At 58.8% G+C, this 12,806-nt stretch carries 6 protein-coding genes and 1 other RNA gene; 1 reads left to right on the top strand and 6 read right to left on the bottom strand.

What is annotated here, in order from left to right:
* Positions 1-167: 167 nt before the first annotated feature.
* From ssrA to RSSM_RS17110, 6 genes are all read right to left on the bottom strand, one after another.
* Positions 168-546, bottom strand: a transfer-messenger RNA (tmRNA) gene (gene ssrA / locus RSSM_RS32140).
* A 209-nt stretch (positions 547-755) separates the two neighbouring features.
* On the bottom strand, positions 756-2,753 hold the full coding sequence (locus tag RSSM_RS17130; RefSeq protein ID WP_008681390.1) for an alpha/beta hydrolase: 1,998 nt from the start codon (positions 2,751-2,753) through the stop codon (positions 756-758).
* A gap of 227 nt (positions 2,754-2,980) precedes the next feature.
* Positions 2,981-4,120 (bottom strand): PP2C family protein-serine/threonine phosphatase, encoded by a 1,140-nt coding sequence (locus tag RSSM_RS17125; RefSeq protein WP_008681386.1) that lies wholly within the window; start codon positions 4,118-4,120, stop codon positions 2,981-2,983.
* 190 nt (positions 4,121-4,310) lie between these two features.
* Positions 4,311-6,617, bottom strand: coding sequence for a ribonuclease R family protein (locus RSSM_RS17120; RefSeq protein ID WP_008681384.1), 2,307 nt, complete (start codon positions 6,615-6,617; stop codon positions 4,311-4,313).
* Between the two features lie 161 nt (positions 6,618-6,778).
* The gene (locus tag RSSM_RS17115) at positions 6,779-8,512 is read right to left on the bottom strand and encodes a tyrosine-protein kinase family protein (RefSeq protein ID WP_008681383.1); all 1,734 of its coding nucleotides are present in this window, start codon (positions 8,510-8,512) and stop codon (positions 6,779-6,781) included.
* 129 nt (positions 8,513-8,641) lie between these two features.
* A complete protein-coding gene (locus RSSM_RS17110; protein WP_008681382.1) occupies positions 8,642-10,456 on the bottom strand; it encodes a hypothetical protein in 1,815 nt (604 codons plus the stop codon).
* Positions 10,457-10,753: 297 nt separating this feature from the next.
* On the opposite strand from RSSM_RS17110, the gene metG reads away from it, so the two are divergent.
* Complete coding sequence (gene metG / locus RSSM_RS17105; protein WP_008681380.1) at positions 10,754-12,799, top strand: methionine--tRNA ligase; 2,046 nt, start codon at positions 10,754-10,756, stop codon at positions 12,797-12,799.
* Positions 12,800-12,806 lie beyond the last annotated feature (7 nt).

The following is a 12,806-nucleotide window of genomic DNA, read 5'->3' as shown; positions in this document are numbered from 1 at the left end:
ATAGCGATGTTCCGGCGAAACGTGTCGTGTGGTTGCCGGAGCTGCGTCGCGGGGCTCCCTGATCCGGCTTACATTGCGCGGCCCTTGGGAGAGCGAACGGTGATGTACGGCTCAATCGCGATGGGCACAAAAAAAGCCGGGCTGCGATTGCTCGCAACCCGGCTTGGAAGTGGAGGCGGGGAGGATTGAACTCCCGTCCCGCGATGCATCCACGATGCCGTCTACATGTGTAGTCAAGCTATTTGTGGGAACTCGAGGATCCCTATTCGCGTCACGAGGCGCTACCTGACAGGCTCCCCGATCGGCTAACTCGAATCAAATTTAACTTATCGCGTCTCGAGTAGGACGATAAGCGATCCGGAATTGTGACGGACATTCGGGCGACTCCGGCGATCCCCCTCAGTCCGCGCTACCTGTACTTAGGCGGCGAGTGCAAAGTTTTCTTCTGCAACTAAAATTTTTGATCAGATTTTTACGTGGCCTTCTGATCAACCACGACACGCAGGCATTCGCTTCTTGACATCCGGTCGATTCCAAGTCGCCCCCGGTGCTTGGGGAAAAACGAGTCGGCTTTGACGGCCGATTTCGTTTTCGTGTGCTTTGTTTTGATCAAACAGCGAGTTGCTGCTCAAACGCCACGTCAGCACATACCATCTTAACAGACGGGGCAAGTGCCCGAAAGGTTCGCCACTGAGCGGGATGTCTTTTGAATATTTCCAACTCGCGACAAATTCTCGTCGCCGTGAATCAACGCGTTAACGCTGCGGGCTCGCCGCGATCGCACCGCCGTGGGCGAGTTGCCAATAGACCTGTGATTCGTAAGCACGCGAGATCAACGAACTGCGTTTGTAGGCCGGCAGACGCGACAGGAGTACTTCGTATAAATCTCGCAAAATCGCCTCGCTGTCGCCGTAGTAGCTGTGGCCGAGCAAACTGAGGTCGATGCCCGAGACGTCGATCGTATCGACACCGGGAACGACCACCAAAAACTCTCCTGTCTCTCCCGCACGCGGATAACCGTGGACGGCTTTGGAGGCGACCAGGGCTTGGTCGTCTGACGAGGCGTACAGCGTGACCTGCTCAGCGATCTGAGTAAGAGCACCCGCGAGGTCTTTGCGAAACAAATCGGCGTCCACATCGGGGGCCGCGAGAACGACGCGGTCGAAAATCGGTTCGCTGCCTTGGCGGGCCAACGCCATCTGCTGCATCGCGGCGGTCATTGCACGATTGCCCATGCTGTGGGCGACGACGTGAATCGATTTCGCCCCACTACGATCCACCAATTCGTTCAGGAACTCCTTGAGGTGTCCCACGGTCCACGCGGCATTGTTTTCGTCGACGGGATAACCGATCAACGTCCCTTGGCTCGGCCAACTGTAGCAAACCGGCACTCCTTCGAACGGCAGGTCGACCGCGATCTGCGCCGTTCGCAGAACCGCGGACTCGAAGTCAACGTTGTAACCGTGAATGAAAACGAGCAAGTCCGGTTGGTCCGCTTCGGCGATTTCCGTTTTTAAACGCTGTTCAAATGCGTCGACGGGCAGTTCATCCACGCTCGTCAGGACGATGTGTTTGGCTTGGTCCTCGGACACTTCGAATTTGAGCAAACTCGGTCTTTCGACTGTTCCGGGCGTGTGCGATTTGGGGACGGTGACTCGGCAAACGCCGCGTGTCAATTTTCCCCGATCACCGGTATAGGTCACTCCCGTTTTTTCGATCGTCGCCCCACCGGTGAAGAACACAAATGCAGCTCCGGAGCAACAGGCAACCGTCAAGACGCCACACAGTTTCGCGGTCGTCGTTCGGCGAAACAACAACGCGAGTAACGAGAGTAAACAGGTCGCCGCGACCCCCATCCCCAGTAGGCTGATGAGTTGTCGTTGTCCGCTGAGTTGGTAGGCGGATAGTGTGTGTGTGTCTCGTAGCCGGTCGGTCGCGTAGAGCACATCAACGCTACGATATGGCGAGTCTGCGTCCGAGTCCTGTGTCGAGTTTGAGCCGCTCGCGATCGTGTCGCTTGTGAGAGGATCGGGCTCGTTCGGAATCGCCGATTCGCTTCGAGCGAGCTCTTCAGTCGCGGTGTTCGCCGCAACCTCTTCGACGGCAACTTCCTCGATTTCGGCTTCTTCAGAAAGCCTCGTGTCGAACGTGAGTTGATCATCGGATGCTGCGACATGGGCGGCCGCATCGTCTGTGCTTGCTGAGGCTGCTGCCGGTGTCCCGCCGGCAGACCAGGATGAACCGGAGCCCCCACGGGTCGAAAACGACCACGATGGTTTGGACTTAGTGGGCGACGTCGGAGTTGAGATGTGGCTCGGTGACTTGGCGGACTGTTTTCCGAGAGTGTATTTTTTGTTTTGACCCGATGCATTGCGGCCCCCGAATGCGGACGATCGGGATATCGCGGACGAATCGGATGCGGCAGGCGAATCGGATAGCGAGATCGAAACGCCCGAGGGCTTTGGCGTGGGGTTGGGAATGGCCGGTGCCGCTTCGGCGATGTCCGGAGGGAGCGTTATTTCGGCTGAGACCGGGCTAGGCTCCTTCTCGACTCCTGGATCGGCGGGCGGGCGAGGGGGAGCAAGAGCGGATTTGGCCTCAGGCATCGCGTGCGGTCTGGAAAACTCGTCCGGGAGTGCAATTTCCGGCACCGCCGCGCCGTTTTCCGCCATCGATTCGGGAGCCCGAGAGCATCCCGCGACGGTGAAAATCACGATTCCCACCAACCAAATCGGATTCTTTCGCCAGTCCATAGCGTGCTCTCGCGAGTGTATTTTTCACGTATCCCAAACCGTCACCAAAACGATGACGATGTTTTTACGCGATCGGGGGGATCGACGTCCATGTTGATCTGGGACCGGGAGTCGGTGCGTGGGGATTCAGCGAACCGATAACCGCGTGGATGAGAGCGTCGAGGGGGGCTGGGTAGCTTAGCTGCTGCATTTCGACGGGTGTTGTGGAGCCTTTGTTGCCGGCCGCGTCACTGTCCGGATGGTTGCGTTTTGACGATCACGGCGGTCCGGTCGTCGTGTTGGATGGCGTCGCCGTTGAAATTTTGAGCGAGCGTGAAAACGGAATCGAGGATGCGATTGGCGGGCAGCGTTCTGCCCGTGACCACCTCTTCGACAACCCTTCGGTCACCGAGGAAGTCTTGATGGTCACAGGTCGCCTCGGATATCCCGTCGGTAAACAGGGCGAGTAAATCTCCCTGTTCGAATTCGGGCACGCCGTTTTCGACGAAGCATTCTTTCGGGTTGACTCCCAGGGGCGGGTTCTCTCCTTGCAGTTGCAAGACTCGGCCATCGTTTTTGACGAGGTAACCGGGGTGTCCGGCGCTGCAGAACGACAGTTGTCGTCCCGACGCACTGAAGCTCGCGACAAAAAGGGTCACAAACAATTGTTGCTGCATGTCGTCGGACAGCAGTTGGTTCACCTGAGTGATGATTTCTCCGAGCGACATCTGCGTTGACGCGAGAGCGCGGACGAACGCGCGTGATTCGACCATCATCATCGCCGGCCCGATCCCGTGCCCGCTGACATCGCCAATGACCACCATCAGCGATCCGTCCCGTCGCGTGATGTAGTCGTAGAAATCACCTCCGTTCTGGGTTGCCGATGAACAGCGACCGGCGAGGCTGACGTTGGGGAACTGCGACTCGTTGTGCGGGTAGAGACGCTGTTGAATCATGTCGGCAAGTTCGAGGTCATGCCGAACGCTGGCGAGTTCTTTTTCGAGCAAGTGACGAGCGTTGCGTTCGACCGCAAAGTGCACTGTTCGTCCGAGCAACTCGGGCGTGAACTCGTCACCTTTGACGATGTAATCTTGAGCTCCGAGTCGCACCGCGCTGACGGCGGTACGTTCGTCGGTGTCACCGCTGATGATGACGATCGCCGCGTTTCTACTCGCCTGAGCGAGTTTGCGGAACGTGTCGAGTCCGTGGCTGTCGGGAAGGTTCAGATCGAGCAAGACGACGTCGACCGAAACCTCGGAAAGCACGACCATTGCCGCCGATAAACTGTCTGCTTCGTAGAGTGAGTATTCCCCGCTGAGTCCTTTCTTCAAACAGACCTTCGCATGGAATCGCGCGGTCGGACTGTCTTCGACAAGCAAAAATTGCAATAGGAAGAACGGTATTCAAAGGGGACTCGGAAAGGCTTGCTCTCGCCGGTTCGATAGCGCCACACGGGATCGAATCGAAATCGAGAGAAGAACGCGACATCGACGGTACGCTCTGATGAGGGGTGACAGACGTCCCCTATTATATTATCGAGCAAGGGGTGTTCACAAGACTTTAATCTGAGACTGTTTGTCACCGTCGCCGCTTTTTCTTTTTCTCCCTGCGCTCCGATTTTCTTTTCGATTTGTACAACGACTTGCTTTTTCCGGCGGGCTTCGGCGCTCGCGAGGGACCTTTGCCCGCGGTAAGGTTTTTTACCACCTTGAGATAGAGCTGCCGGTCTTGCAGGTCGACCTTGTCGATTCGGACGACTAATTGATCGCCGAGCCGAAATTGGTTGCCTTCTTTGTGTCCGACCAGCATCTGACCGCGTCGCTCGAAACGGTATTGGTCGCTCGGCAAAGTCGTCACGGGGACGAAGCCGTCGACGGGCAATTTCACACAGCGAGCGTTCAGCCCGTCGGCGAATACCCGGCTGACGACGGCCTCGAGGGTTTCGCCGATTTTCTTTTTGAGGAAGTGCAGCAGTTTGAGCTGGATCAATTCCCGCTCGGCCGCCGCCGCGTTTCGTTCGGCGTCACTGCATTCGTGCCCCAGTTTGACCAACTCCGCGAACGAATCATCGGGAGTTGATTTCTTGTCGAGTAGCTTTTGAACCAACCGATGCACGCTGAGGTCGGGGTAGCGGCGGATGGGGCTGGTGAAGTGGCAGTAGTGCTCCATGTCGAGAGCGTAGTGGCCTTCGCGATGTGGGCCGTAAACCGCTTTGTTCATGCTCTTGAGGACTGCGAAATTAACGGCGTCCTCCATCGGTGTGCCGGCGACTTTGTCCAGCACGGCTTGGATTTCAAAGCGGCTCTCGACGTGATCGATTCCGAGCCCTAAATCTTTGACGAACGACGTTAGGCTGCGCAGTTTCCTACGTTCCGGTGGCGCGTGGATCCGGTGCAGGAAGTTCAGATCGAGATGGTCGAGCCAGTACGCGACGGCTTGGTTGCCGGCCAACATGAACTCTTCGATGATCTGATGACTCTCGGTGTGCTCCACCAAGTATGCGCCTTTGACTTTGCCGAGGCGATCGAGATCGAGTTTGATATCGGGCATGTCCATCGACAGCGAACCGTCGCGGAAGCGTTTTTTGCGCATCTTCATCGCGAGGGTGTGCATGTTGTCGATCAGGTCGCAAATCTCGGCACCCCATTCCGAGCGGAAGGTCTCAGGCGACGCCAAATATTGGTCGATCTGTTCGTAGTTGAATCGCCGATCGCTGCGAATAACCGCGTTGTGCGTCTCGGTGTGCGTGATGGTGAGTTCGTCGGTGAATTCGATCTCTACCGTTTTAACCAGGCGTCGGCGTTCGGGTTGCAACGATGCGAGGTGGTTGCTGATGATTTCGGGAATCATCGGAATCACTCGATCGGGCAAATAAACACTGGTGGCCCTTTTTCTTGCCTCGACGTCGATCGCCCCACCGACATGAACAAAGTGACTGACGTCGGCAATGTGGACCCACAACCGCCAACGGCCGTCCTCACGTCCGAGCGAGATCGCGTCGTCAAAATCGCGTGCATCAAACGGATCGATGGTGATCGTCAGCAGGTCGGTCAGGTCCGTGCGATCGGCCGGCGGATTGTCTTCGTCGAACTCGTCGGCACGCTGTCGAGCCTCGTCCAAGACCGCGGCCGGAAACTCGTCGGGCAGCCCGTACTGACGCATGATCGTCAGGGTGTCGATCGCCGGGTTCTTGTTGCTGCCGAGTCGTTCGAGAATGACCGCTTCTCCGCCACCGCCATCGTCGTCGGGGAAATCGACAATTTCGACAAAGACCTTGTCGTCATCCGACAGCGGCAAACCGCGAACATCACCGACGCTGACCGGGGCGTTGAAGTGGACGCCATCGAGGTAAACGACCGGGCCATCGATTACCGCCGTTTGGCCGCGTTCGTCATCCTCCGGGGGCATCGGTTTGGACCGGAAGGTTCCGGTGAACTGACGGCGTTCCCGCTGCACGACGGCCACGACGACGCCTTCAACTCCGCCACGACGTCCGGGGCTGATTTCGACTTCGACGAGGTCGCCTTCCATCGCGCCACCGGTGGCACCGGGGGGGACAAAGACGTCTTCGGGGACGTCACCGTCGGCATCCGTTCCGCCACTCGACGGGCGAACGAAGCCGAATCCGCCGCCCATGGCACGGCGAAACTTGCCGCGAATGCTGTCGGGGTTTCCGCCGAATGCGGCCGCCGCCATGACGAGATGATTGCCGCCGTAGACGAGTCGCCCTTCCAGGACGAGCTGTTTGATGACTCGACGTAACTCGCGATATTCATCGCTGTCGAGCTTCAAATGGGTGGCGATTTGTTTTGGTTTGCTGGGGCGGTATTCCGCCGCGTGAACCCATCGCAGCAAGCGATCGGTCAATTGTTGAGAAACTTCCATGCCGCCCAGGATAACGACACGTTGTTCGGGAAGCGAGACGCGAAAGTCGCCGTTTTCCCGGCAACACGGTCTCGCGACGTGCCGGCATTACGTCGTGGCCGCAGGATGTCAGCGTGCTGCGGTTACGTTGGCGGGCGATTCTCAGTCGGCGGTTAGAATCTTCAGCAAAAGTTCTCGATCACGCCGACGCCGCTGATTCCGTTTCGCCGGAGCGACAGGGCGAGCGTTTCGACTTCGAGTGCTTTGGTGCGTTGCATATCGCGAACGATCAACGAGGTGTCGCAGAGCACCGAATCGGCGATCGACGAGGGACCGCAATCAACGATCACCATGTCAAATGACTTTCGCAGCGTCGCGAGCATTTCACGCAGTTCCTCTGATTGGAACGGCGCATCTCCGTTGCGTTCGAGCAGTGGCAAGAGCGTCATCGCGTCGGCGTCGGAGGAAACCGCTACCTCTTCCAAGGCGGTGTTCCCGCGGATCGCATCGGTCCAACTGTGATCGAGATCGAGGTGCAAGTCAGAGGCGATCTTCACCCCTTCGCGATCGGCGTCGACGAGTGCCACACGCAGACCGGAAAACGCAACACTGAGAGCCAAACCGATGGCGACCGTCGAGCGACCTTCCCCGGGTTTGGTGCTGGTGATCGAAATCGTCCGGAGCCCTTGTTCGCGGGCACTCGCCAAACGAGCCGCCAATTTCTCAGCGATCGATCCAGACAAAAACAATTCATCAATGGTCGATGGAACCACGAACTCGTCGACCTGCCACGCGGCGGTGAACTCGACCAGCGGTGCTTCTTCGACAACCGGTTCGGGTTGCGGCTCGGTGACCGTTTCAGCGACCGGCTCGATAGCGGGTTCGGGGGACGTTTCGACGGCAGGTTCAGAAACGGCTTGGGCGACTGGGACAGGCGTTGGTTCTGTGGCAGACGCGGGTTCTGTGGCAGGCGCGGGTGCTGGTTCCGGTTGAGCTTCTTTCTGTGGTTGCTCAGGCGTTTCGACCGACGGTAGCACTGTTTCTGCAACGGGAGCCTTTTCGATGGCCGGGGCAGGTTCGATGGCTATCGCAGAATTGACGGCCGGAGGGACTGCGGCGGTTGGCTCAACGACAGGCGGCTGAGTGGCAACGGCCGGTTCTTCTTGGCGAGCCGGTGTCGCTGGATCGGCTTCCGCAGAAGCGGAGCGTTGTTCCGGTGCACCGGTTGGTTCTTCGGTTTTCGCATCGGCGCGTGTCTCGGGGATGCGAGCCGTTGTCGACAGGATCATCACGTCGATCGGTTCGGCAAACATCGCTTCGAGAGCGCCGGCGGAAATCCGTGACTCGGTGTTGCCGGTGGTTTTCGCAGGCTCGGTCGCGTCTTTGGGCTCGGCAATTTGCTGTGGAGCCTGCTCGGGCGGAAGCACCGTTTGCTCGTGCCGCTGATGAGCCGGTGGAGCTGGCTTGCTGCGCGGGGCGAAATGAGGTGCCGGTGCGGGCTGCTGTGCCGCGTCGAGTCGGAGTTGCTCGCCGGTGTCCTCGTTCTCCAACCACATCATGCTCGACTGAGAAACCGAGTGGTCGAACTCGAGCCCGGAACGTCGCGGCCGCTGCGGAGTGTGGTAGCTCGGTTCGAAGTGAGCGTGGTCCGCGGCCGGATCGTGTCCCGTCGCCGGGCTGTTCGAGATTGATTCGTCCGACATCGCGGCCCGGTTTGCGTAGGCGACGTCCTGGGACGGTCGTGCGGAGGTCGGTTCGAACTCGTTGCCACGCACACGTCCGGCAGCCCGGTCGAGTCGCAACAAGGCTTCGTCGAGCCGATGTGAAGCCAGGACGCTCGACTGCGTCATGTTTTCACGGCCGATTCGTTCTCGCAAAGATTGTGGGTGTTCGGCGGTGGCGGTTTCAGTTGACATCGGTTCAACGCCCGTTGCACGGGTAGGATCATTGGCGAGGGGCATGATGGGTCTCAAACGAAAAAGCGATGACGATGATTGAGCGATCGGAGGTGCGTCCGTGCTCGGATTCAAAATGATTTATTCGTTTCAGCGAAGGCCGCCGAAACCGCTGTATCCGCCCGCAGGCATGGCAACGCGAGCTTCCGGGGCGGTCGGCGAAGTCGTGTTGCCGGTGGAAGTCGAACGATTGTTGGTTCCTGCCGAACCGTCGGCCGCGGTTCCACCAGGCAGAGCGAAACCGAAGTCCGGCTCGTCAGGCAAATTGGTTGTCCGTGCTCCCGTCGACGCGTTGGTGTCCGAAACAGGCGTTGCCGGGGTCGGCTGATCGAAGGACGCCGAACCGATTGGCGGAAGGTATTGCTTCCAGTCGGTGATCGCCTGTGGCGTGCGGCTTTGTTGGAGTTCAGGTTTCGGTGCAACGACTGGTTCTGAAGCGACGGCGGGCGAGCCACCTGGTTGTGACATGGTCGGCTGCGCGGCAGATGGTGCGGGCTGTGTCACCGCAGCGACTCGGGCGGCATCCATTCGACGGATCTCTTCGTTGGCGGCGGCGGCAAGGCTCGCCGACAACGCGTCCAATCGGTCAGGGTCGAACTCAGGTGTGTTGGTCGACCGGTGAGCCGGCGTTTGCGAGACAGGATCGACGCCCATTGCCGGTTCGGACGGCTGTCCGATGGAGGCCGTGTCGAAATGAGGAGGCATCGGTGACCCGGTCGATGCATGGTCAATATGCCCCGGGAACGGTGGCACGTTTGACTGCGAAACGCTCGCCGTCGAGGTGTACCCGGGATCGTGGGCAGGCGGCAATGATCCGTTGTTCGATCCGTTGTTTGGTGAGAAGTTATTTGGATCCGATGGTGGCTGTTGGATCATCTGCGACGCCAGCGGGCTGGTCAGATGAGTGGTTGCCATCGGTGGCGAAGCCGGGGTGGCTGTTTGAGGCGAGGACCATGCGTCGTTGGCGATCATCGCGTCGGAGATTGCGTCTGACGAAACGTCGGAAGAGGCAATCGAAGACACGGGGGCTTGTTCGCCGGGAGCGACATCGGATTCTGCAACGAGCGAGTCGACGCCATCGTTCTCACTGCCGCGAGGCATGAAAATCGCGAGTCCGGCGATGAGCAGAAGGACGACCAGCAACGCCTTCCGCGATGCCATCGCTTCCAACAACGACGACTCGCGCGAGTCGCCTTCACGGGGGTCGTCATCACGAAGGTTCTCTTCGCGAGTCGGCTCTACCTGCGATGGAGGCGTCGCAAACGGAATCGTCGCCGCAGTCTGAGTGGGCGGAACCTGCGCCGTCGCAGCGTGGGCTGGGTGAGAAGTATGAGCTAGGTGAGACGGTCCGTCGTCAACTGACTGCGGCGCCGGTGGAAGGTGGCCATGCTGGTCGCTCTCGGCGGATGCCTGCGTGTTTGGCAGCATTCCGAACGAGGTCAACGTCTCGGCAGGCGAAGGTTCGGCGTTGTGGGCGGTCCCGACGTTCTCCGCGATGTTGGCATTCGCGTCAACGTTGGCATTCGCAGCAACCGCGGGCGCGTTGGGCCGCGTTTCGGTTGCGGATTGGTCGTGCGGGCGGCCTGTTGTGTGAACCGAGCTGGCAGGAGCGGTGTCTGTTTTGGCGTGACAGGCTTCGTCTGTCGTTTGGGAAGCCGAGGCACTCGCGGGTGCCGCTTGATCGCTCGCCGGGTGATCGCCCGCTGTGGCTGCGTCGGTGGCGACTTCTTGCGGATCGATTGCGTGCGGATCGACGTCATCCTGCGAAACGTCCACCGGATCGAGGTCGGGCAGGCGCAGTAGCGTCGGAGGTAGCGCGTCCGAAAGCTGGCTTCGGCTAGAACGTGGTTTCTTCGCACCGGTGCGGTCCGGTGTTGTGCGGTTGGTTTCAGACGCGAGCGTCATCGTTGCATCCCTGCATTTTGAATTGGATCGATATCGATCTTCCCCCCCATCGTGTGCATCGACCTCTTGTCAATGCGAGCTTGAGGATTATTCGGGATAGTGAAACTTTGACGCCTCTCGCAAGACGAAAACGTCGACAAAGGACGCGTGTGTGCGATTTTGGACCGATTTGCCCGTGGTGGTCGATCGGGATCGACTTTGCAAGAATGCTGCGGCAGCGTTGAATCCGACCGTGTTTTGCCCTGCTCCCCAATCCCCTATTTTGCCACCTATCTTGCACAGAGTTCGTCACCGCTCATGACGCGTCGCCTACTCGTTACCGCTGCGTTGCCCTACGCCAACGGTCCTATCCATATCGGGCACCTTGTCGAGTATTTGCAAACGGACATTTGGGTTCGTTTTCAAAAACTTCGCAGTCATCGTTGCCTCTACATTTGCGCCGACGATACCCACGGAACGGCGATCATGATCCGCGCTCGCAAGGAGGGCCGCAGCGAGTTGGACCTGATTGGCGAAATGAGCGAATCGCACCAACGCGACTTTGCCGGTTTCGGAATCGAGTTTGACAATTACGGCAGCACGCACAGCGACGAGAATCGAAAAATCTGCGGGGAGTTTTGGCAGGCCCTACGCAGCGAAAACCTCGTCACCGAACGAACCGTCGAACAACTCTTTGATCCGGAGGCGGAAACCTTCCTCGCCGACCGTTTCGTTCGTGGCACCTGTCCCAAATGCGGCCGAACCGATCAGGCGGGCGATAACTGCACGTGCGGACACACTTACAACCCGACCGACCTGATCGATCCGGTCAGCACGCTCAGTGGTGCCACGCCGGTCCTGCGCGAGTCGGCTCACTTGTTCGTCGAGTTGGAAAAACTCCACGGGTTTTTGAACCAGTGGGTGTCCGAGTCGGGTGCCCTGCAAAGTGAAACGGCGAACTACCTCAAAGGTCACTTCCTCGCCGAGGAACTGCGCGACTGGGACGTTAGTCGTCCGTCGCCGTACTTCGGTTTTGAAATTCCGGATTCGCCGGGCAACTATTGGTATGTCTGGTTCGACGCCCCGATCGGATACATCGCCAGCACGCAGCAGTGGTGCGATCGCAACGGCGAGAAATTGGAAGATTGGTGGAAGAGCGACGAGTGCGAGGTGCACCACTTCATCGGGAAAGACATCACTTACTTCCACACGCTGTTTTGGCCGGGCATGCTGAAGACGGCGGGCTACTCGCTGCCGACGAAGGTGCACATTCACGGGTTCCTCAACGTCAATGGCACAAAGATGTCCAAACGTGACGGAACGCTCGTCAAAGCGGAAACGTTTCTCAAACACATCGATCCGGCTGCGCTGCGGTACTTCTACGCTTCGAAGTTGTCTTCGCGCGTCGAGGACCTCGACTTGTCGTTGACCGAGTTTGTGGACAAAGTCAACTCCGATCTCGTCGGCAAGGTCGTCAACCTCGCCAGCCGTGTGGGCAAGTTTGCTGGGCGGACCGGATTGTCGGACACATACCCCGATGACGGCGGTTTGTTTAAGAAAGCCGCCGAGGCAGGCGATGCGATCGCCGAGGCCTACGAACAATGCGAATACGCCCGCGCCATGCGGTTGGTCATGGAGCTTGCAGACGCGGCGAACCCGTTCGTCGAACACGCCAAACCGTGGGAGATGAAAAAGGATCCTGAACGGCAGGATGAACTGCGTGATGTTTGCACCGTCGCGTTGAACCTGTTCCGGCAACTCGCCGTTTACTTGACGCCGGTGCTGCCTTCCCTGGCGAAGGCATGCGGCGAATTGCTCGATGATCCCATCGTGTCGTGGGATCAAAGCCAAACACCGTTGGTCGGTCGCGGCGTAAATAAATTCAAACGAATGATGGACCGAGTCCAGTTGGAGAATCTCGAAAAGATGATCGAAGAAAGCAAAGAAGAAGCAGCCGCCGAAGCCGAATCCGCCGACTCGCCGGCATCGCAGTACAACGATAGTGACCAACCGCTCAAGGATGAACCGATGGCGGACGAGATCACGATCGACGACTTCATGAAAGTGGACCTCCGCGTCGCTCGAGTTGTCGAGGCCGAACACGTACCCGAAGCGAACAAACTGCTGAAACTCACGCTCAGCCTCGGTGGCGACGAAACTCGCCAAGTGTTCGCGGGAATCAAAGCTGCCTACGAACCGGAAAAGCTCGTTGGTCGTTTAGTCGTCATGGTCGCGAACCTGAAACCACGCAAGATGCGTTTCGGGCTGAGCGAAGGAATGGTCTGTGCGTCCGGTCCTGGCGGTGAGGAAGTCTTTATCCTCGGCGTTGACGAAGGCGCACAGCCCGGACAACGCGTCCACTAAGAACCTG

The sequence above is a fragment of the Aporhodopirellula sallentina SM41 genome, assembly GCF_000346505.1.
In the GTDB taxonomy this organism is placed as follows: domain Bacteria; phylum Planctomycetota; class Planctomycetia; order Pirellulales; family Pirellulaceae; genus Rhodopirellula; species Rhodopirellula sallentina.
The sequence above is the reverse complement of the archived record's forward strand: the minus strand, read 5'-3'. Positions and strand labels throughout refer to the sequence as shown.

Coding starts and splice junctions, on each gene's coding strand:
- RSSM_RS17120 (WP_008681384.1), bottom strand. CDS start 6,617: ATGGAAGTTTCTCAACAATTGACCGATCGCTTGCTGCGATGGGTTCAC.
- RSSM_RS17115 (WP_008681383.1), bottom strand. CDS start 8,512: ATGTCAACTGAAACCGCCACCGCCGAACACCCACAATCTTTGCGAGAA.
- metG (WP_008681380.1), top strand. CDS start 10,754: ATGACGCGTCGCCTACTCGTTACCGCTGCGTTGCCCTACGCCAACGGT.
- RSSM_RS17110 (WP_008681382.1), bottom strand. CDS start 10,456: ATGACGCTCGCGTCTGAAACCAACCGCACAACACCGGACCGCACCGGT.
- RSSM_RS17130 (WP_008681390.1), bottom strand. CDS start 2,753: ATGGACTGGCGAAAGAATCCGATTTGGTTGGTGGGAATCGTGATTTTC.